22 protein-coding genes are annotated in these 23,227 nt (G+C 54.1%); 20 read left to right on the plus strand and 2 right to left on the minus strand.

What is annotated here, in order from left to right:
- The first annotated feature begins 61 nt into the window (after positions 1–61).
- From ilvI to cra, 3 genes are all read left to right on the plus strand, one after another.
- A complete protein-coding gene (gene ilvI / locus Dpoa569_RS03050) occupies positions 62–1,783 on the plus strand; it encodes an acetolactate synthase 3 large subunit (protein WP_042872794.1) in 1,722 nt (573 codons plus the stop codon).
- 2 nt (positions 1,784–1,785) lie between these two features.
- Positions 1,786–2,277: an acetolactate synthase small subunit gene (ilvN, locus tag Dpoa569_RS03055; protein ID WP_042872792.1), complete on the plus strand. Its 492-nt coding sequence runs from the start codon at positions 1,786–1,788 to the stop codon at positions 2,275–2,277.
- A 243-nt stretch (positions 2,278–2,520) separates the two neighbouring features.
- Complete coding sequence (gene cra / locus Dpoa569_RS03060) at positions 2,521–3,525, plus strand: catabolite repressor/activator (protein ID WP_042872790.1); 1,005 nt, start codon at positions 2,521–2,523, stop codon at positions 3,523–3,525.
- A gap of 207 nt (positions 3,526–3,732) precedes the next feature.
- On the opposite strand, the gene Dpoa569_RS03065 is transcribed toward cra, so the two are convergent.
- Positions 3,733–4,194, minus strand: coding sequence for an L-alanine exporter AlaE (locus Dpoa569_RS03065; protein WP_042872788.1), 462 nt, complete (start codon positions 4,192–4,194; stop codon positions 3,733–3,735).
- 864 nt (positions 4,195–5,058) lie between these two features.
- Between Dpoa569_RS03065 and mraZ the strand changes: the two genes are divergently transcribed.
- From mraZ to lpxC, 16 genes are all read left to right on the plus strand, one after another.
- The gene (gene mraZ, locus Dpoa569_RS03070; RefSeq protein ID WP_042872786.1) at positions 5,059–5,517 is read left to right on the plus strand and encodes a division/cell wall cluster transcriptional repressor MraZ; all 459 of its coding nucleotides are present in this window, start codon (positions 5,059–5,061) and stop codon (positions 5,515–5,517) included.
- Between the two features lie 2 nt (positions 5,518–5,519).
- On the plus strand, positions 5,520–6,461 hold the full coding sequence (gene rsmH, locus Dpoa569_RS03075; protein WP_042872784.1) for a 16S rRNA (cytosine(1402)-N(4))-methyltransferase RsmH: 942 nt from the start codon (positions 5,520–5,522) through the stop codon (positions 6,459–6,461).
- On the plus strand, positions 6,458–6,778 hold the full coding sequence (gene ftsL / locus Dpoa569_RS03080) for a cell division protein FtsL (protein WP_042872782.1): 321 nt from the start codon (positions 6,458–6,460) through the stop codon (positions 6,776–6,778). The genes rsmH and ftsL overlap by 4 nt, the downstream gene beginning before the upstream one ends.
- Before the next feature lie 25 nt (positions 6,779–6,803).
- A complete protein-coding gene (locus tag Dpoa569_RS03085) occupies positions 6,804–8,567 on the plus strand; it encodes a peptidoglycan glycosyltransferase FtsI (RefSeq protein ID WP_042872779.1) in 1,764 nt (587 codons plus the stop codon).
- Entirely contained in the window at positions 8,554–10,038 is a 1,485-nt protein-coding gene (murE, locus tag Dpoa569_RS03090) for a UDP-N-acetylmuramoyl-L-alanyl-D-glutamate--2,6-diaminopimelate ligase (protein ID WP_042872777.1), read from the plus strand. Before Dpoa569_RS03085 ends, murE begins: the two co-directional genes overlap by 14 nt.
- A complete protein-coding gene (gene murF, locus Dpoa569_RS03095; protein ID WP_042872776.1) occupies positions 10,035–11,396 on the plus strand; it encodes a UDP-N-acetylmuramoyl-tripeptide--D-alanyl-D-alanine ligase in 1,362 nt (453 codons plus the stop codon). The genes murE and murF overlap by 4 nt, the downstream gene beginning before the upstream one ends.
- A complete protein-coding gene (mraY, locus tag Dpoa569_RS03100) occupies positions 11,390–12,472 on the plus strand; it encodes a phospho-N-acetylmuramoyl-pentapeptide-transferase (protein ID WP_042872774.1) in 1,083 nt (360 codons plus the stop codon). The genes murF and mraY overlap by 7 nt, the downstream gene beginning before the upstream one ends.
- A gap of 2 nt (positions 12,473–12,474) precedes the next feature.
- Entirely contained in the window at positions 12,475–13,788 is a 1,314-nt protein-coding gene (gene murD / locus Dpoa569_RS03105) for a UDP-N-acetylmuramoyl-L-alanine--D-glutamate ligase (RefSeq protein WP_146411040.1), read from the plus strand.
- Complete coding sequence (ftsW, locus tag Dpoa569_RS03110) at positions 13,788–14,990, plus strand: cell division protein FtsW (RefSeq protein WP_042872772.1); 1,203 nt, start codon at positions 13,788–13,790, stop codon at positions 14,988–14,990. The genes murD and ftsW overlap by 1 nt, the downstream gene beginning before the upstream one ends.
- Positions 14,987–16,072, plus strand: a complete 1,086-nt coding sequence (murG, locus tag Dpoa569_RS03115) for an undecaprenyldiphospho-muramoylpentapeptide beta-N-acetylglucosaminyltransferase (protein WP_042872770.1) — start codon at positions 14,987–14,989, stop codon at positions 16,070–16,072. Before ftsW ends, murG begins: the two co-directional genes overlap by 4 nt.
- Before the next feature lie 57 nt (positions 16,073–16,129).
- Positions 16,130–17,590 carry a UDP-N-acetylmuramate--L-alanine ligase gene (gene murC / locus Dpoa569_RS03120; protein ID WP_042872767.1) on the plus strand — a complete coding sequence of 487 codons (1,461 nt, stop codon included), beginning with the start codon at positions 16,130–16,132 and terminating at the stop codon, positions 17,588–17,590.
- A gap of 7 nt (positions 17,591–17,597) precedes the next feature.
- Positions 17,598–17,741 carry a hypothetical protein gene (locus Dpoa569_RS19400; RefSeq protein ID WP_173023990.1) on the plus strand — a complete coding sequence of 48 codons (144 nt, stop codon included), beginning with the start codon at positions 17,598–17,600 and terminating at the stop codon, positions 17,739–17,741.
- A 1-nt stretch (position 17,742) separates the two neighbouring features.
- Positions 17,743–18,597 (plus strand): cell division protein FtsQ, encoded by an 855-nt coding sequence (gene ftsQ / locus Dpoa569_RS03125; protein ID WP_042872765.1) that lies wholly within the window; start codon positions 17,743–17,745, stop codon positions 18,595–18,597.
- Positions 18,594–19,850 (plus strand): cell division protein FtsA, encoded by a 1,257-nt coding sequence (gene ftsA, locus Dpoa569_RS03130; protein ID WP_013319461.1) that lies wholly within the window; start codon positions 18,594–18,596, stop codon positions 19,848–19,850. Before ftsQ ends, ftsA begins: the two co-directional genes overlap by 4 nt.
- Before the next feature lie 73 nt (positions 19,851–19,923).
- Positions 19,924–21,075, plus strand: coding sequence for a cell division protein FtsZ (gene ftsZ, locus Dpoa569_RS03135; RefSeq protein ID WP_042872763.1), 1,152 nt, complete (start codon positions 19,924–19,926; stop codon positions 21,073–21,075).
- A gap of 94 nt (positions 21,076–21,169) precedes the next feature.
- On the plus strand, positions 21,170–22,087 hold the full coding sequence (gene lpxC, locus Dpoa569_RS03140) for a UDP-3-O-acyl-N-acetylglucosamine deacetylase (RefSeq protein ID WP_042872761.1): 918 nt from the start codon (positions 21,170–21,172) through the stop codon (positions 22,085–22,087).
- Positions 22,088–22,094: 7 nt separating this feature from the next.
- Here the strand turns inward: lpxC and Dpoa569_RS03145 are convergent, their stop codons facing one another.
- On the minus strand, positions 22,095–22,625 hold the full coding sequence (locus tag Dpoa569_RS03145; RefSeq protein ID WP_042872759.1) for a DUF721 domain-containing protein: 531 nt from the start codon (positions 22,623–22,625) through the stop codon (positions 22,095–22,097).
- 27 nt (positions 22,626–22,652) lie between these two features.
- Between Dpoa569_RS03145 and secM the strand changes: the two genes are divergently transcribed.
- Positions 22,653–23,159 (plus strand): secA translation cis-regulator SecM, encoded by a 507-nt coding sequence (gene secM, locus Dpoa569_RS03150; RefSeq protein ID WP_042872758.1) that lies wholly within the window; start codon positions 22,653–22,655, stop codon positions 23,157–23,159.
- Positions 23,160–23,227 lie beyond the last annotated feature (68 nt).

Below are 23,227 nucleotides of genomic sequence, written 5' to 3' on the forward strand. Positions count from 1 at the left end.
GCGCGGGGCTCCCCTGTCAATGCAGAAGCGACTCGTTATCTGAACAATAAGAGGCAAACCCATGGAGATGTTGTCAGGCGCCGAGATGGTGATTCGATCATTGATCGATCAGGGCGTAAAACATGTGTTCGGTTATCCGGGCGGTGCGGTGCTGGATATTTACGATGCGCTACACACCGTTGGCGGCATAGAACACATTCTGGTGCGCCACGAGCAAGGCGCGGTACATATGGCTGATGGCTACGCCAGAGCGACCGGCGAAGTGGGTGTGGTACTGGTGACCTCCGGGCCGGGCGCAACCAATGCCATTACCGGTATTGCCACCGCGTATATGGATTCCATTCCGCTGGTGGTGATTTCCGGTCAGGTTGCGACCTCGTTGATTGGGTATGACGCCTTTCAAGAGTGCGACATGGTGGGGATTTCCCGCCCGGTGGTGAAACACAGTTATCTGGTCAAACAGACCGAAGACATTCCCACCGTGCTGAAAAAAGCCTTCTATCTGGCGTCTACTGGCCGCCCCGGACCGGTGGTGGTGGATTTGCCGAAAGACATTCTCAATCCGGCCAAAAAACTGCCGTATGCTTATCCTGATCAGGTCAGTCTGCGTTCTTATAACCCGACGGTTCAGGGGCATAAAGGCCAAATCAAACGCGCATTGCAGACGCTGCTGGCTGCTGAGCGTCCGGTGATTTATAGCGGCGGCGGGGTTGTCAACGCCAATTGTCATCAGGAATTGCGCGAACTGGCGGAAAAACTCAATCTTCCGGTGGCCAGTTCGTTGATGGGGTTGGGCGGTTTTCCGGGTACCCATCGTCAGAGCCTCGGTATGCTCGGTATGCACGGTACCTACGAAGCAAACATGGCGATGCACAACGCCGATGTCATCTTCGCCGTTGGGGTGCGTTTTGACGACCGGACTACCAATAATCTCGCTAAGTACTGCCCGAATGCCACCATTTTGCATATCGATATCGACCCGGCGTCCATCTCTAAAACCGTGGCGGCGGATATTCCCATCGTCGGCGATGCCCGTCAGGTGCTTAGCCTGATGCTGGAGTTGCTGGCGCAAGGCGGCGAGGTTCAGCAGAAATTCGACGCCATGCGCGACTGGTGGTTGCGCATCGATCAGTGGCGCGCGCGTCAATGCCTGAAATACAACACCGATGGCGACGCTATCAAACCGCAAGCGGTGATTGAAACGCTGCACCGTCTGACCGCAGGCAAGGCTTATGTGGCATCCGACGTAGGGCAACACCAGATGTTCGCTGCGCTGTATTATCCGTTTGACCAGCCACGTCGTTGGGTCAATTCCGGCGGCCTCGGCACCATGGGCTTCGGTCTGCCTGCCGCGCTGGGAATCAAGCTGGCGTTACCGGAAGAAACGGTCATCTGTGTTACCGGTGATGGCAGTATCCAGATGAATATTCAGGAGTTGTCCACCGCGCTGCAATATGACTTGCCGATTGTGGTGGTAAGCCTGAACAACCGTTTCCTTGGCATGGTGAAACAGTGGCAGGACATGATCTACTCTGGTCGTCACTCCAGTTCTTACATGGAATCTTTGCCGGATTTCGTCAAACTGGCGGAAGCTTACGGCCATGTCGGCATCACCATTGATACCCCGGATGAGCTGGAGCCGAAGCTGAAGGCGGCGCTGGAGCAGAAGAATCGTCTGGTGTTTGTGGATGTGCGGGTAGACAGCAGCGAGCATGTCTATCCGATGCAGATCCGCGGCGGCGGGATGGATGAGATGTGGTTAAGCAAAACGGAGAGGACCTGATCATGCGTCGTATTTTGTCGGTATTGCTGGAGAACGAATCGGGTGCTCTGTCGCGCGTGATTGGCCTGTTTTCTCAACGCGGTTACAACATTGAAAGTCTGACCGTCGCCCCAACGGATGATCCGACCCTGTCGCGGATGACTATCCAGACAGTGGGTGACGAGAAAGTGCTGGAACAAATTGAGAAGCAACTGCATAAGCTGGTGGACGTGCTGCGGGTTAGCGAACTGGGTCAGGGTGCGTACGTTGAACGTGAACTGATGCTGGTGAAATTGCAGGCCACCGGTTATGGACGCGAAGAGGTCAAACGCAGTGCGGAAATCTTCCGCGGGCAGATAGTGGATGTCACGGCATCGTTGTATACCGTGCAGTTGGCTGGCACCAGCGAGAAGCTGGACGCGTTCCTTAACAGCGTGCGCGAATTGGCTGAAATTGTTGAAGTGGCACGTTCCGGCGTCGTGGGTGTATCGCGCGGTGACCGAGTCATGCGCTGACGCGGTGCTGAAATAGGGTCGGTTGTCTGATGATTTGCTGATTTTCGTACAGCAATACTGGCTTTTTTGATGGTAATATCTAGCCCGGCTATAACGCCGGGCTTTTTTAATTCTGATTGACGTAACTAATAAAAGCGGTTGCCCGCCAGTGTTTTCTGCGCTTAGATCAGTATTATATCCACCGTTAATGTATGGTTATCGGTTCATTCTTTACTTTTTATCCGGCTTATTAAGGGGTTGCCAGTGAAACTGGATGAAATCGCGCGTCTTGCTGGGGTTTCGCGTACGACGGCCAGTTACGTCATTAATGGTAAAGCGAAACAATATCGTGTCAGCGATAAGACCGTTGAGAAAGTGATGGCGGTGGTCAGGGAGCACAACTACCATCCGAACGCTGTCGCAGCTGGTTTGCGCGCCGGGCGTACTCGCTCCATCGGGCTGGTCATTCCCGATCTGGAAAACACCAGCTACACCCGTATCGCCAATTATCTGGAGCGTCAGGCTCGGCAGCGCGGTTATCAGTTGCTGATCGCCTGTTCTGAGGATCAGCCCGATAATGAGATGCGTTGCATTGAACATCTGTTGCAACGTCAGGTGGATGCGATCATTGTTTCGACGGCGCTACCGCCGGAGCACCCGTTTTACCAGCGCTGGGCGAATGATCCTCTGCCGGTGATTGCACTCGACCGGGCGCTGGATCGCGAGCATTTCGCCAGTGTAGTTGGGGCGGATATGGAAGACGCGGAAATGCTGGCGCAGGAACTGCGTAAGGTACCGGCGGAGTCGGTGATGTATCTTGGTGCACTGCCGGAGTTATCAGTCAGCTTTTTGCGCGAGCAGGGGTTCCGGCGTGCCTTTGCAGACGATGTGCGCCAGGTGAACTATATCTATGCCAACAGTTATGAACGCAGTGCAGCGGCAGCGGTGTTTGAAGAGTATCTGAACACTCACCCGATGCCGCAGGCGTTGTTTACAACCTCGTTCCCGCTACTGCAAGGCGTGATGGATGTGACGCTCCGGCGGAGTGGCCGTTTGCCGAACAATCTGGCGATCGCCACATTTGGCGATAATGAATTGCTGGATTTTCTGGAATGTCAGGTATTGGCGGTCGCGCAGCGTCACCGTGAAGTCGCGGAGCGGGTGCTGGAATTGGTACTGGCCAGTCTGGATGAGCCGCGCAAACCAAAACCGGGCTTATACCGTATCCGCCGTAATCTCTACCGCCGTGGTTTTCTGAGCCGTCGCTGACGGATACCCTGCGGCGATGGAGTAATTTTTTGCCTCTACGCCGCATAAGATAAATCCTATTTTTATCTCTATTTTTTCTTTCATTTATCTACCCAAAATAATTCGAGTTGCAGGACAACACGCTCGTGTGTTGAACAACGCAACCAACGTACCTGCAACTTGAGGTATGACGGGTATATTACTTACATGACTGTTTATTGTTCAGGGTTAATGACTGACGATTTGTGGATGAGAAGAAACGCTAACCCGGAACAGGCGACGACAATATTCCAGAAAATAACCGTACGCTACACCCATGAACATAGAAATTACCGCATTGCTGGCAACCGCTTTTAGAATTTGCGACGGTTCTGCGCCAATTGTCAGCAGAATAGCGGCATACACTGGCGATTGAAAACTAACGTAGGCAAACAGGTCCGCCATATTTTTTCCCCAGCGTAAATTAGCATTCAGGCGTAGCGCCAGAGCGACAATCCGATCCCGGTAAAGGCCGTAAGGCCAGGCAATAACAATATTGACTGGAATCGACAACAGCCGCGAAGAGAGCGATTGTTCGAAGGTCATGCCGGATAACAGTATTTCGATCACCATGCCGGTTAGAAAGCAATACACCACCATGGCAACGGTATCGGCAACGATGCCGCGAATACGGGAAAGGGGGGAAAACATATCGTACGGCTCCATGGTAGAGGATAATAACGTTAATTTTTTCGTTATTTTATGGTGTTTAGTTTTGCTTTATTGGTTTTTTTGTAGTTTACATGACTATTTATTATCTTTTAACTAGCTTAAAAAACTTATTTTTTCTTATTTTTTGTTCGGCGACGCAACTTTATGGGTTCAAATCGTTTTTTTCATTCGAAAATCGTGAGTTATGCAATTAAACCCATATAAAACAAATAATTAATTTAATATGTATGTCAGAAAAAAAACAAAGCTGAAAAACCATACGTTGCAGCGAAAAAGTTACTGACAGGTAAAGTGCAAGTGAATGTGATCGATACTGGAAATAAAGCCAGTTATTCTATTTAGTTTCGGGAAACGGCGGGCTAATGTTTCACTCGCGCATAGATAACCTAAGTTGAAGTGATTGACTGTGTGGTTCAGGTCAAAAAAATGGGATTTCAGGTTAAATAATTTCATTTTTCCTGCCATTAGCTGTGCTAAAAGGAAAAATAATTTTTAAAAAATCTTAAAAATCAGATGATAAAAATATATCGTGTGCAGAGAGAGATTTAAGAGATACCTATCGAACTGTGGCAGTCAAAATAATATTGCATTGAATAAAAAATTCTATATCTTTGTGCACCGCTCTAAAAGCCATTAATTTTCCTTAAATAATCACGACGTTAATACTAATTATTTCTTTATGGTGACTTTTTTGCGCTTTTTTCGCGCTCTCGCTCTGCGGGAAATAATGCCCAAGCGCATCCGTGCTGGCTTGACAAGCTTTTCATCCCCTCCGTAAACTCTCAATAGTGGGGATTTGTGGGGCAAAGTGGTAAAAAGGGTCATGAAGGGTTAAATACTGTCATGTTTCGTGGGGCGACGTTGGTCAACCTCGATAGTAAAGGGCGGCTTGCCGTTCCCACCCGTTACCGGGATTTACTAAACGAGGAAGCTCAAGGGCAAATGGTATGTACCATTGACCTGCATCAGCCCTGCCTGCTGCTTTACCTGTTACCCGAATGGGAAATTATCGAACAGAAACTTTCTCGCCTGTCGAGTATGAACCCCGCTGAGCGCCGCGTTCAGCGATTGCTGCTCGGACACGCCAGCGAATGCCAGATGGATAACGCCGGAAGGATACTGATTGCATCTACGCTGCGGCAGCATGTGGGTCTTACGAAAGAAGTGATGCTGGTTGGGCAGTTCAACAAGTTTGAACTGTGGGATGAACAGACCTGGTATCGACAAGTCAAGGAAGATATTGACGCTGAGCAGTCAACTCAGGAGCCCTTATCTGAGCGACTGCGGGACTTATCACTATAGTCATGGCAGAAACGTTTAAACACACTACCGTGCTGCTGGATGAAGCCGTCAACGGCCTGAACATTCGCAGCAACGGTGTCTACATTGATGGCACGTTTGGTCGGGGTGGTCATTCCCGTCTCATTCTGTCCCGCCTTGGGCCGGAAGGCCGTTTGTTGGCGATTGATCGTGATCCTCAGGCAGTTGAAGTCGCCAATACGATTGATGACGCACGTTTTTCTATTATCCACGGACCTTTTTCCGAACTGGCTGAATACGTCGAGGAGCGTGGGCTGACCGGTAAAATCGACGGTATCCTGCTGGATTTAGGGGTTTCTTCACCTCAGCTTGACGATCCCGAACGCGGATTTTCTTTTATGCGTGACGGCCCGCTGGACATGCGTATGGACCCCACGCGAGGCCAGTCGGCGGCAGAATGGTTGATGAAGGCGGAGGCGGAAGACATCGCCTGGGTGCTGAAAACATTCGGCGAGGAGCGTTTCGCTAAACGTATCGCCCGCGCGATTGTAGAGCGTAACCGTATCGACCCGTTGACCCGCACCAAAGCGCTGGCGGAATTAATTGCTGCCGCCAGTCCTATTCGGGAAAAGTATAAGCACCCGGCGACCCGCTCATTCCAGGCCATTCGTATCTATATCAATAGCGAACTGGAAGAGATTGAACGCGCGTTGGACGGCGCACTGAAGGTGCTGGCGCCAGAAGGCCGGTTGTCGGTAATCAGCTTCCATTCATTGGAAGACCGGATTGTGAAACGTTTTATTCGCCAACATAGCCGGGGACCGCAGGTGCCTGCCGGCCTGCCGCTGACGGAGGCGCAACTGCGCAGCCAGGGCGGCCAGACGCTCAAATCGGTAGGTAAAATGATGCCGCCTGATGACGAAGTGGCGGATAATCCGCGCGCGCGCAGTTCGGTGCTGCGCTTTGCCGAGAGACTGCCGTCGTGATCGGAAATGAGCGCCATTCGCTGGGTGGCGTCATCGGCGATGACCTGTTGCGTCATGGAAAGTTAGCGACGTTGTTGCTGATAGCGGTATTGGTGTCCGCCATTATGGTGGTGACCACCGCGCACCGTACGCGTCTGCTGACGGCAGAGCGTGAGCGGTTGCTGCTCGAGCGTGATGCGCTGGATATCGAATGGCGCAACCTGATTCTGGAAGAGAACGCCTTGGGCGATCACAGCCGTGTCGAGCAGATCGCTACCGAGAAGCTACATATGGTGCACGTTGATCCTTCACAGGAAAATATTGTGGTTAAACAGTAATGCATTAACAGGTATCGCCTAGATTATGAAAGCAGCGCGACCGGGAAAACTGAAACGTCAGGAAGAACATGCCAGCTTTGTCAGCTGGCGTTTTGCGTTGCTTTGCGGCGGTATTCTGTTGTGTATGGTGGGATTGATGTTGCGAGCGGCGTATCTGCAGGTGATCGCGCCCGACAAGCTGGTGCGTGAAGGAGATATGCGTTCTCTGCGCGTGCAGGAAATCCCGACCGCTCGCGGTATGATAAGTGATCGCGCCGGACGCCCGCTGGCAGTGAGCGTACCGGTCAACGCGGTCTGGGCCGACCCGAAAGACGTCAACGATCATGGCGGCATTTCACTGGATACCCGCTGGAAAGCGCTGGCGGATGCGCTGGAAATCCCACTGGATCAGATCGCCGCTAAAGTGAACGCTAACCCGAATGGTCGTTTTGTCTACCTCGCCCGTCAGGTGAATCCGGCGATTGGCGAATACATCCACAAGCTGAAACTGCCAGGCATCAACCTGCGGCAGGAATCGCGGCGTTATTACCCTTCAGGTCAGGTGACGTCGCACTTGATCGGCTTTACCAATATCGATGGTCAGGGCATTGAAGGTATTGAGAAGAGTTTTGATCGCTGGCTGACTGGCCGACCTGGCGAGCGTACCGTACGTAAAGACCGTTTTGGGCGGGTGATTGAAGATATTTCCTCAGTGGATAGCCAGGCGGCCCACAATCTGATGCTCAGTATTGACGAACGCCTGCAAGCGCTGGTGTACCGTGAGCTGAACAACGCCGTGGCATTCAATAAGGCCGAGTCAGGCACCGCCGTGTTGGTAGATGTCAATACTGGCGAAGTATTGGCGATGGCCAACAGTCCGTCCTACAACCCCAACAATCTGACCGGTACGCCAACCGATGTCATCCGTAACCGCGCCATTACCGATATTTTCGAACCTGGTTCAACCGTGAAACCCATGGTGGTGATGACGGCGCTACAGCGCAACGTGGTTAAGGAAAATGCGGTACTCAATACGTTGCCGTATTACATCAACGGTCATGAAATCAAGGATGTAGCGCGTTACAGCGAGCTGACCCTGGCCGGGGTGTTGCAGAAATCCAGTAATGTCGGCGTATCTCATCTGGCACTGGCGATGCCAGCTTCCGCGTTGGTGGACACTTACTCCCGTTTTGGTCTTGGCAAAGCCACCAATCTGGGGTTGGTAGGTGAAAGTCTGGGTTTGTACCCGAATCGTCAACGCTGGTCGGATATTGAACGCGCTACCTTTTCGTTTGGTTATGGTCTGATGGTGACACCGCTGCAACTGGCGCGCGTCTACGCCACCATCGGCAGCTTCGGTATCTATCGGCCACTTTCCATCACCAAGGTTGACCCGCCGGTACCGGGAGAACGTGTTTTTTCCGAACAGATTGTCCGTACCGTAGTGCACATGATGGAAAGTGTCGCATTGCCAGGCGGCGGCGGCACCAAGGCGGCGGTAAAAGGCTACCGCATAGCGATTAAAACCGGGACGGCGAAAAAGGTCGGCCCGGATGGCAAGTACATCAACAAATATATCGCGTATACCGCTGGGGTCGCGCCAGCCAGTAACCCGCGCTTTGCGCTGGTGGTGGTGATTAACGACCCGCAGGCGGGGAAATACTACGGTGGTGCGGTGTCGGCTCCGGTATTCGGTGCGATCATGGGCGGCGTATTGCGTACCATGAATATCGAACCGGATGCGCTGGCAACCGGTGAAAAAAGCGATTTTGTAATCAACAGAAAAGAGGGTTCAGGTGACAGATCATAACTTGCGCGATGTCCTGGCTCCGTGGGTGAACGACGCCCCGGATCTTGCGCTGCGGGAAATGACATTAGACAGCCGCATGGCGGCTGCCGGGGATCTGTTTGTGGCAGTCGTTGGCCACAAGACAGATGGGCGGCACTATATTCCGCAGGCCATTGCGCAGGGCGTCGCGGCGATTGTCGCACAGGCGGATAACGCCACGCCCGATGGCACCCTGACTGAAATGCACGGTGTGCCGGTGATTTATCTTGAGAATCTGAACCAGCGTTTATCCGCGCTGGCGGGGCGTTTTTACTGTCAGCCATCGACCTCGCTGCAACTGATTGGCGTCACGGGCACCAACGGCAAAACCACGACGACCCAGTTGATGGCGCAGTGGAGTCAGGCATTGGGTAAAACCAGCGCCGTAATGGGCACGGTGGGTAATGGGTTGCTGGGGCATGTGGTGCCGTCGGAAAACACTACCGGTTCGGCGGTGGATGTACAGCAGATTCTGAGCCAACTGGTGGCGCAGGGGGCAGACTTTGCCGCCATGGAGGTCTCTTCGCATGGGTTGGTGCAGCATCGTGTGGAAGCGCTGGCGTTTGCCGCCGTGGTTTTTACCAATTTGAGCCGCGACCATCTGGATTACCACGGTGACATGGCCAATTACGAAGCGGCCAAGTGGCGGCTATTTGCCGAGCATCAGGCAGGCCAGAAAATTATTAATGCTGATGACGAGGTCGGTCGTCGTTGGTTAAGCCGTCTGCCAGATGCGGTTGCGGTGAGCGTGGCGGGCGATGTTGATAGCGGTCGGGCGCATTGGCTGAAAGCTACCCATATCGATTATCACGACAGTGGTTTCACAGTGACGTTTGACTCCAGTTGGGGCGCAGGGGTTATCAACAGCCGCCTGATGGGGGCGTTTAACGTCAGTAATCTGTTGCTGGCGCTGGCAACACTGCTGTCACTGGGGTATCCGCTGGAACAGTTGGTGGAGGCCGGTTCTGCGTTGCAACCGGTCTGCGGTAGGATGGAAGTTTTTCTTGCCAGTGGTCGGCCAACCGTGGTGGTGGATTACGCCCACACCCCGGATGCGTTGGAAAAAGCGCTGGCGGCGGCACGGTTGCATTGCCGGGGAACGCTGTGGTGCGTTTTCGGTTGCGGCGGTGATCGTGATAGAGGTAAGCGCCCACTAATGGGGGCGGTTGCGGAGCAACTGGCTGACCGGGTGATCGTTACCGACGATAACCCGCGTAGCGAAGACCCGCAGGCGATTGTCACCGACATTTTGAGCGGATTGCTGGATGCTGGCCGGGTGCAGGTGATCGCCGGTCGTGCGCAGGCTGTCACCAGTGCGGTGATGCAGGCGGCTGCCGATGATGTGGTGCTGGTCGCAGGTAAAGGGCATGAAGACTACCAACTGGTAGGAAATGAACGGTTGGACTATTCAGACCGCATTACTGTCGCGCGTTTGCTGGGGGTTATCGTATGATCAGCGTTTCGTTGCGACAGTTGGCTGATGTGCTGGGCGCCCGGTTGGTGGGGGAAGACCTGACTATTAGCGATGTGTCTACAGATACCCGCAAACTTACCGCCGGGTGTTTGTTCGTCGCGTTACGTGGCGAAAAATTTGATGCTCATGATTACGCTGCAGATGCCGTTAATAATGGGGCGGCAGCATTATTGGTGAGTAAGCACTTACAAACTGAAGTGCCGCAACTGGTGGTAGACGATACGCGTTTGGCGTTGGGTGTAATGGCCTGTTGGGTGCGCCAGCAAAGTCGTGCGCGCGTCGTGGCGCTGACAGGGTCATCGGGAAAAACCTCCGTCAAGGAAATGGCCGCCTCGATTCTGCGTCAGTGCGGCAATGTGCTATTCACTGCGGGTAACTTCAACAACGATATCGGCGTGCCGCTGACGTTGTTACGCCTGACGCCAGAGCATGACTACGCGGTGATTGAACTGGGCGCTAATCATATTGGTGAGATTGCCTACACCACGGCGATGGTGCGACCGGAAGCGGCGCTGGTGAATAATCTGGCCGCAGCTCATCTGGAAGGGTTTGGTTCGTTGGAAGGCGTAGCACAGGCCAAAGGCGAGATTTTTGGCGGTTTACCGGCTCAGGGCGTGGCGATCGTCAACGCGGACAGTCACGATGAAACCCGCTGGCAGGACTTGCTGATGGGGAAAACCCTATGGCGCTTTGCTCCACAACAGCGTGACGGCATCGATTTTTACGCCAGCGATGTCAGTGTGAGCGAGCGGGGAACGGCTTTCGTGTTGCATACGCCGATGGGCAATATCGCCGTAACGTTGCCGTTGCCGGGACGTCACAACGTTGCTAACGCGCTGGCGGCAGCGGCGCTGGCGCTGGCAGTGGGGGCGACGCTGGACACGGTAAAAGAGGGTCTGGCGCAGTTACAGGCGGTATCAGGGCGGTTGTTTCCGATTGCACTGGCGCCGGGAAAACTGTTGCTGGACGACAGCTACAACGCCAACGTCGGTTCGATGACGGCAGCGGCGCTGGTGTTGGCGGAGATGCCTGGCTACCGGGTGATGGTGGTGGGCGATATGGCTGAGTTGGGCCAGGACGCGCAAGCCTGTCACCTTCAGGTGGGTGAAGCAGCCCGCAAGGCAAACATCGATAAGGTATTGAGTGTGGGAACGCTGAGCGCGTTGATTGGCGAAGCGAGCGGCACTGGCGAGCATTTTGATAATAAAGCAGCGTTGATTGCCCATTTGCGGGCGTTGGTAACGCAGCATAATACCATTACCGTTTTGATTAAAGGTTCACGCAGTGCGGCGATGGAACAGGTAGTACACGCATTACAGGAGAATGCTACATGTTAGTTTGGCTGGCCGAGCATCTGGTCAAGTTTTATTCCGGCTTTAACGTCTTTTCATATTTGACGTTTCGGGCCATTGTCAGCCTGCTGACGGCATTGATTATTTCCCTGTGGATGGGGCCGCATCTGATTGCCTGGTTGCAACGTTTACAAATTGGTCAGGTCGTGCGTAACGAAGGGCCAGAGTCCCATTTCAGCAAGCGCGGCACTCCGACCATGGGCGGCGTGATGATTCTGGCGTCGATCATTATTTCGGTGTTGTTGTGGGTCAACCTGGCTAACCCCTATGTCTGGTGCGTACTGTTGGTGCTGGTGGGGTATGGCATCGTCGGGTTTGTAGATGATTATCGCAAAGTGGTGCGTAAGGATACTCGCGGGTTGATTGCCCGCTGGAAGTACTTCTGGCAGTCGGTGCTGGCGTTGGCGGTGGCATTTTCCATGTACGCCATTGGCAAAGACACGCCGGCTACGCAACTGGTGGTGCCGTTTTTCAAGGACGTGATGCCGCAACTGGGTGTGATGTACATCGTGCTGGCTTATTTCGTGATTGTCGGTACCAGCAACGCGGTGAACCTCACCGATGGTCTGGACGGGTTAGCCATTATGCCGACAGTGTTTGTGGCGGCTGGTTTTGCGTTGGTTGCCTGGGCGACCGGTAACATGAATTTCGCCAGTTATCTGCATATTCCGTATATCCGACATGCCAGCGAACTGGTGGTGGTATGTACTGCGATTGTTGGTGCCGGACTTGGGTTTTTATGGTTCAACACCTACCCCGCGCAGGTATTTATGGGGGATGTCGGCTCACTGGCGCTGGGCGGAGCATTGGGTACCATCGCGGTATTGCTGCGTCAGGAGTTTTTGCTGGTGATCATGGGCGGGGTATTCGTGGTGGAAACCCTGTCTGTGATTTTGCAGGTGGGTTCTTTCAAACTGCGCGGTCAGCGGATTTTCCGCATGGCGCCGATTCACCACCACTATGAACTGAAAGGATGGCCGGAGCCACGAGTGATTGTGCGGTTCTGGATTATTTCGCTGATGCTGATGCTCATCGGCCTGGTAACGCTCAAGGTACGGTAAAAATGGACTATCAGGGTAGAAAGGTTGTCATTATCGGGTTAGGGCTGACAGGGCTCTCCTGTGTTGATTTTTTCCTTGCACGCGGGGTGGTGCCGCGCGTGTTGGATACCCGTATCAGTCCGCCGGGCCTGGATAAATTACCTGAATCCGTTGAACGTCATCTGGGCGGTCTTAATGATGAGTGGTTGCTGTCCGCCGACCTGATTATCGCCAGTCCCGGTATCGCGTTGGCGACGCCCGTGTTGTGCGAAGCGGCGGCGGCTGGTATTGAGATTATCGGCGATATCGAATTGTTCTGCCGCGAAGCGCAGGCACCGATTGTTGCGATTACCGGCTCTAACGGCAAAAGCACTGTGACCACGTTGGTGGGGCAAATGGCGCACGCTGCCGGTTGGGCCGTTGGCGTGGGCGGTAATATCGGCATACCAGCACTGGAATTGCTCAAGCAGGAAAGTGAACTGTATGTGCTGGAACTATCAAGCTTCCAGTTGGAAACCACTTATAGCCTGCACGCTGCCGCTGCCACGATCCTCAACGTAACTGAGGATCACACCAACCGTTATCCGCTGGGATTGCAGCAGTACCGCGCCGCAAAACTACGTATTTATGAAAACGCCAACGTCTGCATTGTGAACGCAGACGATGCCTTGACCATGCCGGTGCGCGGGGCGGACGCGCGTTGTCTGAGCTTTGGTGTGGATGTGGGTGATTATCATCTGAATCGGCAACAGGGTGAAACCTGGCTGCGTGTGAAGGGTGAGCGGGTATTGAATACCCGTGAAATCAAACTGGTTGGTCAGCATAACTACACCAATGCGTTGGCTGCCTTGGCGCTGGCGGATGCGGTGGGAATCCCCCGCTCGTCGGCGCTGACTGCGCTGACTACGTTTACCGGCTTGCCGCACCGTTTCCAACTGGCGTTGGAGCGGAGGGGGGTGCGCTGGGTTAATGATTCCAAAGCTACTAATGTCGGCAGTACCGAAGCCGCGTTGAGCGGGTTGCATGTCGATGGCACGCTGCATCTGCTGCTGGGCGGCGATGGGAAATCAGCGGATTTTTCTCCGCTGTTGCGTTACCTGCAAGGCGACCATATTCGGCTGTATTGCTTTGGGCGTGATGGCGGACAACTGGCGGCGCTGCGTCCGGACATTGCTGAACGGACTGAAACCATGGAGCAGGCGATGCGGCTTATTGCCAGCCGCACTCGGTCAGGGGATATGGTGCTGTTGTCGCCCGCCTGCGCCAGTCTCGATCAGTTCCGTAGCTTTGAGCAGCGTGGCGATGAGTTCGCTCGTCTGGCGGAGGAGCTGGGATAATGCGTGTTATCGGGGCCGGCATGGTTGAACGTCTGAAAAGCTGGGTGATGGGGACGCGCGAAAGCGACAACCTCAACACTGTGCTGTATGACCGGACGCTACTGTGGCTGACCCTGGGACTGGCGGTGATAGGTTTTGTGATGGTGACGTCGGCGTCGATGCCGGTTGGGCAGCGTCTGGCAAGCGATCCGTTTCTGTTCGCCAAGCGTGATGCGTTGTATCTGGGGCTGGCGTTCGGTTTGTCGCTGGTCACCATGCGAGTGCCGATGGAGGTCTGGCAGCGTTACAGCGTGGTACTGCTGCTGGCGTCGATAGTGATGTTGTTGATCGTACTGGTGGTGGGCAGCTCGGTGAACGGAGCATCACGCTGGATTTCTCTGGGGCCGTTGCGCATCCAGCCGGCGGAGTTATCGAAATTGTCGTTGTTTTGCTACCTCTCCAGCTACATGGTGCGCAAAGTCGAGGAAGTGCGGAACAACTTTTGGGGATTCTGTAAGCCGATGGGGGTAATGGTGGTGCTGGCGGTGTTGCTGCTGGCTCAGCCGGACCTCGGTACGGTGGTGGTGCTGTTTATTACTACGCTGGCGATGTTGTTTCTTGCAGGGGCAAAACTGTGGCAGTTCCTGGCGATCATCGGTTGTGGCATCTTCGCCGTCGGGTTGTTGATTATAGCGGAACCGTATCGTGTACGCCGTGTAACCTCGTTCTGGAATCCCTGGGACGACCCATTCGGCAGCGGCTATCAGCTGACGCAATCGTTGATGGCGTTTGGCCGCGGCGAACTGTGGGGACAAGGGCTTGGTAATTCCATCCAGAAACTGGAGTATCTACCGGAAGCGCATACCGACTTTATCTTCTCAATTTTGGGGGAAGAGCTGGGCTATATCGGTGTGGTTTTGGCGTTGTTAATGATATTCTTCGTCGCTTTTCGGGCGATGTCGATTGGTCGTCGGGCGCTGGAAATCGATCAGCGATTTTCGGGCTTTCTGGCCTGCTCCATCGGTATCTGGTTCAGTTTTCAGACGCTAGTGAATGTCGGCGCTGCTGCAGGTATGTTGCCGACTAAAGGGCTGACATTACCGCTAATCAGTTACGGTGGTTCCAGCTTGCTGATTATGTCGACGGCTATTGTGTTGTTGTTGCGAATTGATTACGAAACGCGCCTGACCAAAGCGCAGGCGTTTACGAGAGGTGCCCGATGAGTGGCGAAGGCAAGCGTTTGATGGTGATGGCAGGCGGTACCGGTGGGCATGTGTTCCCCGGTCTGGCGGTTGCGCATCATCTAATGGCGCAAGGCTGGCAGGTGCGCTGGCTGGGCACGGCTGACCGGATGGAAGCGGATCTGGTGCCGAAGCACGGTATCGACATCGACTTTATCCGTATTTCCGGTCTGCGCGGCAAGGGGCTGAAAGCTTTGTTGCTGGCACCGGTGCGTATTTTCCGGGCGGTGCGGCAAGCGCAGGCGATTATGCGCCGCTATCAGCCGGATGTAGTGCTGGGCATGGGCGGTTATGTATCTGGTCCCGGCGGCCTGGCTGCGTGGTTGTGTGGTGTCCCGGTGGTGTTGCATGAGCAAAACGGCATCGCCGGGTTGACTAACCGCTGGCTGTCGCGCATTGCCAAGAAAGTATTACAGGCGTTTCCGGGCGCATTTCCCCATGCGGATGTGGTGGGAAATCCGGTACGTACTGACGTGCTGGCGCTGCCTTCCCCCACAGAGCGGCTGGCGGAGCGAAATGGCCCGGTGCGCGTGCTGGTGGTCGGCGGAAGCCAGGGGGCGAGGGTATTAAACCAAACCTTGCCCGGCGTTGCGGCAAAGTTACATGGTGCCGTTACTATCTGGCATCAAACCGGCAAAGGAGCACAGGCAGAGGTTCAGGCCGCCTATGCGAAAGCTGGCGAGCCTCAACACCGGATTACCGAGTTTATCGACGACATGGCGGCGGCATACGCGTGGGCTGACGTGGTGGTGTGCCGTTCGGGTGCGCTGACGGTCAGCGAAATTGCCGCAGCCGGGTTGCCGGCGTTATTTGTGCCGTTTCAGCATAAGGATCGGCAGCAGTACTGGAATGCGTTGCCACTGGAGCAAGCGGGGGCGGCGAAGATTATCGAACAGGCCTCTCTGAGCGTGGATGCGGTAAGCGCGGTGTTGTCCGCCTGGGATCGGGCCACCTTGCGTGATATGGCGCAGAAAGCCCGGACTGTGGCGATTCCCGATGCAACGGAACGGGTGGCGGCTGAGGTAGCGGCAGCGGCGACGCAACGGGCAGCCCAGGCTGTCTGAAATTAATTGATGATGGCCGACAATAGTCGGCGTTGATGTAGGTTGCGATAAAAAATAGTGAATACTCAAGAACTGGCGAAACTGCGTTCAATCGTGCCTGAGATGCACCGCGTCCGGCACATCCATTTTGTCGGCATCGGCGGTGCTGGCATGGGCGGTATCGCCGAAGTCCTGGCTAATGAAGGATACGAGATCAGCGGTTCCGATCTGGCGCCTAATGCGGTGACTCAGCAATTGACCGATCTGGGCGCACGGATCTATTTCCATCACCGCCCGGAAAATGTGAACGACGCGAGTGTGGTGGTGGTGTCCAGCGCTATTACGGCAGACAACCCGGAGATTATCGCGGCTCATGAGGCCCGTATTCCAGTGATTCGCCGGGCAGAGATGCTGGCAGAATTGATGCGCTTTCGCCATGGCATCGCCATTGCCGGTACGCATGGCAAGACAACGACCACCGCGATGGTGACCAGTATCTACGCGGAAGCAGGCCTGGACCCAACGTTTGTCAACGGTGGTTTGGTTAAGGCAGCGGGAACGCACGCCCGTTTGGGGTCGAGCCGTTATCTGATTGCAGAGGCGGATGAAAGTGATGCGTCGTTCCTGCATTTGCAGCCGATGGTAGCGATTGTGACTAACATCGAAGCCGACCACATGGACACCTATCAGGGCGATTTTGAGAACCTCAAGCAGACGTTCATCAACTTCCTGCACAACCTGCCGTTTTACGGCCATGCGGTGATGTGCCTTGACGATGCGGTGATTCGTGATCTGTTGCCGAAAGTAGGGCGCCATATCACGACCTACGGTTTTAGCGATGATGCGGATGTACGCGTCGCCGATTACCGTCAGGTCGGAGCACAGGGGCTGTTTACGCTGGCGCGTCAGGGTAAGCCGCTGCTCAACGTGACGCTGAATGCACCGGGCCGTCACAATGCGCTGAACGCGGCGGCGGCGGTAGCTGTGGCAACGGAAGAAGGTATTGATGACGAGGCTATCCTGCGGGCGTTGGCGCGTTTTCAGGGGACAGGGCGTCGATTTGATTTTCTGGGCGAATTCCCGCTGCAGTCGGTCAACGGTAAAAGCGGCAGCGCCATGTTGGTGGATGATTACGGACATCACCCGACGGAAGTGGACGCTACCGTCAAGGCGGCGCGTGCTGGCTGGCCTGATAAACGTCTGGTGATGATTTTTCAGCCGCACCGTTATACCCGTACGCGGGATCTATATGATGACTTCGCTCACGTGTTGTCGCAGGTAGATGTGTTGCTGATGCTGGATGTGTATCCGGCTGGTGAAGCGCCGATTCCGGGTGCAGATAGTCGGTCGCTGTGTCGTACCATTCGTGGTCGTGGAAAAATCGATCCGATCATGGTGCCGGATGTGGAGACGTTGCCTGAGCTGCTGGCGCAGGCGTTGCAGGGTGATGATCTGATACTGGTTCAGGGCGCTGGCAACATTGGCAAACTGGCGCGTCGGCTGGCGGAAAATCGCCTGCAGGCAAAGAACAAAGACTGAGAACAGGATGACTACGTTTGTGATGGTAGTGATGACTGACCACTGTGAAATCGGCCGCTGGCCGGTTGAGGTTGGTTATGCCGCTATTTCGTGTCCGGTCATGACAGACAACGGTTACCGCCGCGTACCCGTTGTGGAGTTAGCGAATTAGTATGTCGCAGGCGGCGTTGAATACACGCGGACGTGAGCAGGAAAAAGGCGCGCGACGCAGTAATGGTAGTCAGCTGGCAGGGATTTTTTTCCTGTTGATGGTGGCCGGTACCATCCTTTGGGGCAGTTGGATGGTGCTGGGTTGGATGAAAGATGCCAGCCGTTTGCCACTATCCAGATTGGTGGTGACCGGAGAACGGCACTACACCACCAATGACGATATTCGTCAGGCGATTTTGTCGCTGGGGGCACCAGGCACGTTCATGACGCAGGATGTCAATGTCATTCAGCAGCAGATTGAACGCTTGCCTTGGATCAAACAGGCCAGCGTACGTAAGCAGTGGCCAGACGAATTAAAGATTCATCTGGTTGAATTTGTTCCGTTTGCGCGCTGGAATGATCAGTTTATGGTTGACAGCGAAGGTAGCGCGTTTAGCGTTCCCGCTGAGCGTATCGGCAATCAAAAAATGCCGATGTTGTACGGCCCGGAAGGGGGCGAGGAAGATGTGCTGGAGGGATATCGCGAGATAAGCCAGACACTCGCGGCAGGCAAATTTACCGTGAAGATGGTGGCGATGACCGCGCGTCATTCATGGCAGGTTGGGTTGGATAATGACGTCCGCCTTGAACTGGGGCGTGATGACAGAAGTCGGCGTCTGGCGCGTTTTCTGGAGCTTTATCCGTTGCTGCAGCGGCAGGCTCAAAATGAAAACAAGCGGATTAATTATGTTGACTTACGGTATGACACCGGCGCTGCAGTAGGTTGGAGCCCGGCATTTATTGATCAGCAAAAAGACATTGATCAGCAAAAAAACAGTACTCAGCAACAGAATCAGGCACAGGCTAAACAGCAATGATCAAGTCGACGGACAGAAAACTGGTAGTTGGGCTGGAAATCGGTACAGCAAAAGTCGCTGCACTGGTCGGTGAAGTTCTGCCTGATGGCATGATCAATATCATCGGTGTGGGAAGCTGCCCGTCACGGGGCATGGATAAAGGCGGCGTCAACGATCTGGAATCGGTGGTCAAATGCGTGCAGCGCGCCATCGACCAGGCGGAACTGATGGCTGATTGCCAGATCTCTTCGGTGTATCTGGCGTTGTCCGGCAAGCACATTAGCTGCCAGAACGAGATTGGCATGGTGCCTATCTCTGAAGAAGAAGTGACGCAGGACGATGTAGAAAGTGTGGTGCATACGGCCAAATCTGTCCGGGTTCGTGATGAGCATCGCATTTTGCATGTTATCCCACAGGAATATGCCATCGACTATCAGGAAGGGATTAAAAACCCGGTTGGGTTGTCTGGCGTGCGGATGCAGGCCAAGGTACATCTGATCACCTGTCATAACGACATGGCGAAGAACATTGTTAAAGCGGTGGAACGCTGCGGTCTTAAGGTGGATCAACTGATTTTCGCCGGTCTGGCATCCAGTTATGCCGTATTGACCGAAGACGAGCGTGAACTGGGTGTGTGTGTCGTGGATATCGGTGGCGGCACCATGGATATGGCGGTGTATACCGGCGGCGCGCTGCGTCACACAAAAGTGATTCCTTATGCTGGTAACGTCGTCACCAGCGATATAGCCTATGCGTTTGGCACGCCCCCCACGGATGCGGAAGCGATTAAGGTGCGTTACGGTTGCGCACTCGGTTCTATTGTCAGCAAGGATGAAACCGTGGAAGTGCCGAGCGTCGGCGGGCGTCCGCCGCGTAGTCTGCAGCGTCAGACATTGGCGGAGGTAATTGAACCCCGCTATACCGAATTATTGAATCTGGTGAATGACGAACTGTTGCAGTTGCAGGAGCAGTTGCGTCAGCAAGGTGTGAAGCATCATCTGGCAGCAGGCATCGTGCTGACCGGTGGTGCAGCGCAAATCGACGGCCTGGCGGCCTGCGCGCAGCGTGTGTTCCATACACAAGTGCGTATCGGCCAGCCGCTGAATATCACCGGATTGACGGATTATGCGCAGGAGCCCTATTACTCGACAGCGGTGGGGCTGCTGCATTACGGCAAAGAGTCTCATCTGAGTGGTGAACACGAAGTTGAGAAACGCGCTTCGGTCAGCAACTGGTTTAAACGCCTGAACAGCTGGCTGAGAAAGGAATTTTAACGTTTATCAAAAGAGATCATTAGCACGACTTTTTTGATCTTGAAGTAATACAGGCACAAGACGGAGAGAAACTATGTTTGAACCAATGGAGTTAACCAACGACGCGGTGATTAAAGTCATCGGCGTCGGTGGTGGCGGCGGTAACGCCGTCGAACACATGGTGCGTGAACGCATCGAAGGTGTTGAATTCTTTGCGGTTAACACCGATGCTCAGGCACTGCGCAAAACGGCGGTCGGCCAGACCATTCAGATCGGCAGCGGCATCACCAAAGGCTTGGGGGCGGGTGCTAACCCAGAAGTAGGCCGCAATTCCGCCGAAGAAGATCGCGAAGCATTGCGTTCTGCTCTGGATGGTGCGGACATGGTGTTTATCGCAGCGGGCATGGGCGGTGGTACCGGTACCGGCGCTGCGCCAGTGGTGGCGGAAGTTGCTAAGGAACTGGGCATCCTGACTGTTGCGGTTGTCACTAAGCCCTTTAATTTTGAAGGCAAAAAGCGCATGGCGTTTGCCGAACAGGGGATTGCGGAGCTGTCCAAGCACGTTGATTCGCTGATTACTATTCCCAATGATAAGCTGTTGAAAGTATTGGGTCGTGGCATCTCTCTGCTGGATGCGTTCGGTGCGGCTAACGACGTGCTGAAAGGCGCAGTACAGGGCATTGCCGAACTGATTACCCGTCCGGGTCTGATGAACGTAGACTTCGCCGACGTGCGTACCGTGATGTCTGAAATGGGTTATGCCATGATGGGGTCCGGCGTGGCTCGTGGTGAAGATCGTGCGGAAGAAGCGGCGGAAATGGCGATTTCCAGTCCTCTGTTGGAAGACATTGATCTTTCAGGCGCTCGTGGTGTGTTGGTTAACATTACTGCCGGTTTCGATCTGCGTCTGGATGAATTTGAAACGGTTGGTAATACCATTCGCGCATTTGCATCTGATAATGCAACGGTAGTGATTGGTACGTCGCTGGACCCAGATATGAATGACGAACTGCGGGTGACCGTGGTGGCGACCGGTATCGGCATGGACAAACGTCCTGAAATTACGCTGGTTACCAACAAGCAAAGCAGCCAGCCGGTTATGGATCACCGCTATCAACAACATGGCATGGCACCGCTGACGCAGGAAAAACCTGCCGCCAAAGTGGTGAACGACCAGAGCGTGCAGACCAATAAAGAGCCGGATTATCTTGATATTCCTGCTTTCCTGCGTAAGCAGGCGGACTAAGGTCTGGTTGGAATCTCCGCTCTTTGTGCTAAACTGTGCCGCCGGCCTTAGTGTAATCTGAGGTCGTAGGTTCAGATGAATGCGAGATAATACGATGATCAAACAACGTACATTAAAACGTATCGTACAGGCGACAGGGGTCGGTCTTCATACCGGCAAAAAAGTCACCCTGACTATGCGTCCTGCACCGGCAAATACCGGGGTCATCTATCGTCGTACTGACTTGAATCCACCGGTTGATTTTCCGGCTGATGCCAAATCCGTGCGTGATACCATGCTCTGTACTTGCCTGGTTAATGAGCATGACGTGCGTATTTCAACGGTGGAGCATCTGAATGCGGCTCTGGCGGGATTAGGCATCGACAACATTGTTGTTGAAGTGAATGCGCCTGAAATTCCGATCATGGACGGTAGCGCCAGTCCGTTTGTTTACCTGCTGCTGGATGCTGGTATCGAAGAGCTGAACTGTGCCAAGAAGTTTGTTCGACTCAAGCAACCTGTACGTGTAGAAGACGGCGACAAGTGGGCAGAATTAAAACCGTTCAACGGGTTTAGCCTTGATTTCACCATCGATTTCAATCACCCAGTGATTGATGCCGGTTCACAGCGCTTCAAGCTGGATTTCTCCGCCGATGCGTTTGTGCGCCAGATCAGCCGCGCGCGTACCTTTGGTTTTATGCGCGATATCGAATATCTGCAGTCTCGCGGCTTGTGTCTGGGTGGCAGCTTCGATTGTGCGATTGTGGTGGATGATTACCGTGTGCTGAACGAGGACGGTTTGCGCTTTGACGATGAATTCGTACGGCATAAGATGCTGGACGCGATTGGCGACCTGTTCATGTGCGGCCACAATATTATTGGTGCATTCACGGCGTTCAAGTCCGGCCATGCATTGAATAACAAACTGCTGCAGGCTGTTCTGGCTAAACAGGAAGCATGGGAATTCGTGACCTTTGAAGACGAAGCTGAAATGCCGCTGGCTTTCAAAGCTCCGTCTACTGTTCTGGCCTGATATAACACTATGACGACTGGTTTTTGCTGGTATTCTCTCCGGCCAGTGAAGCCAGTCGTTTTAATATCTTCTGTAACCGCTCCGGGCTTTGTTCCGCCAACCCCTTCAATATTTCCGCACTCTGCGTACTAAGAATTCTTGTAGTTGTCGTAGTCTTTTCATTCGCTTCATTCACTGCCTTGGCAGCATGAGTTTTTTCGTTTTCATGCATTTTTGCGGCCAGCGCTGGATTAATCCTGATGTCGATCGCCGCCAATGATGGTAGTATTTGTGCGCGCAGGGCGGAAAGCAGGGCGGGTTGTTCATAGCGTAATCGCATTAACCAATTGGCGCTGGCGGTTTCCAACACCAGCAGTCCATGGCGATAGTTGGCTACCCGACAATACGGACGTAGCGCTGTCGGCAACAGAGCATGAACCGCCCGATTGAGCTTTAGCAGTGCGAGCGCACGTTGTTGAATATCGTGCAGCGGGCCTGACCCGGTTTGCGATGCACCATCAAAAAATGACTCCAGTGATTGTGGACGGTTATCACGCATAACGCAGGCTCCGACGGAAAGAAACTTGTGATTGGTATTTTAAATCGTTGGCGACAATTTGGCAGACGTTATTTTTGGCCTCACCTACTGCTGGGGATGGTGGCGGCAACGCTCGGCCTGCCTGCTAATTTCACCGAATCGCGTGATGCTGCTACCGAACCCAATTCCGCCTCGACAGTTAGCCGACCAAATATATCTTATTTCAATCTCACCGATCTGGTGGCGTTAAAAGATTCTCGCCGGCGTTCGCTATTCAGTCACGATTTCTGGCATCAACATGCTATCCGTACGGTGATCCGTCACCTGTCGTTTGCTTTCACTCCACCTGCTACTGTAGTTGAAACCGCAGAAGCTTCCAGATTACACCACCAGGTATTACTGGAAACACTGAATGCCTTGCTGACGAGTGAGGCAACTCCGCACAATTCTTCCTGTTGCGCCGAGCTGGCGCCAGTTCATGTTTCACCTTCCTATCATACCGGCCTGTGGTTAGCGCAGGTTCAGGGTATCCGTGCCGGGCCGGCCTTAGCCTGATCTCGGCAGTGTTTACCCTACGGCAAGTGGCCGTAGATTCTTTTTGTGATGTCGTGCCAGCATTGATA

It is taken from the genome of Dickeya poaceiphila (assembly GCF_007858975.2).
Lineage (GTDB): Bacteria > Pseudomonadota > Gammaproteobacteria > Enterobacterales > Enterobacteriaceae > Dickeya > Dickeya poaceiphila.